General features: G+C 72.8%; 1 pseudogene. It reads left to right on the forward strand.

Annotated features, from left to right (window positions below):
* Positions 1-918: pseudogene (locus tag FUT87_RS24655) on the forward strand (alkaline phosphatase D family protein); the annotation flags it as partial.

The raw sequence follows: 918 nt of genomic DNA on the forward strand, positions 1-918 counted from the left end.
CACGCCGAGCACGCCGAGCCCGGCACCGCCCACAGCGTGCATGCGGAGCCCGCCGGCCTGCGCCCGGACCGCTGGTACTGGTATCGGTTTCGCGCCCTGGGGCAGCAGAGCCCGGCTGGCCGCACCCGCACCGCGCCGGCGGCCGACGCGATGCCGGCGGCCCTGCGCTTCGCCATCGCGTCCTGCCAGCGTTTCGACCACGGCGAGTACGCGGCCTGGGGCGACATGGCGAGGCAGGACCTCGACCTGGTGCTGTTCCTGGGCGACTACATCTATGAATACGCCACGCCGCACGATGCCCGCGTGCCGCGGCGCCACCAGGGGCCGCAGTGCCGCAGCCTGGCCGACTACCGCGACCGCTACGCCCAGTACAAGCGCGACCCGCAGCTGCAGGCGATGCATGCGAACGCGCCCTGGATCCTGACCTGGGACGACCACGAGGTGCAGAACGACTGGGCCGGCGACGTGTCGCAGGACCTGGCGCCGGACTTCCATCAACGTCGCGTCGCCGCGGCGCAGGCGTACTGGGAGCACCAGCCCTTCCCGGCATCGATGCGGCCCAAGGGCGTGGACATCGCGCTTAGCCACCGCGTCGACTGGGGCCGACTGGCGCGGCTGATCACCCTCGACGATCGCTCCTGGCGCGATCCGCAGGCCTGCCCCAAGCCCGGCCGCGGCGGCTCCAACACCGTGAACGTGAAGGACTGTCCCGAGCTCCTGGACACGCGCCGCACGCTGCTGGGCGGGCCGCAGGAGCAATGGCTGCGCGACAGCTGGGACGCACGCGGCCGTGGAACCTGCTGGCGCAGCAGACCCTGATGGCGCGCTTCAACCGGCAGGATCCGGCGCAGGGGCCGGGGCGCTACTGGACCGACGGCTGGGACGGTTATCCCTTCGCGCGCGAGCGCCTGCTGCGCG

It is taken from the genome of Mitsuaria sp. TWR114 (assembly GCF_007997345.1).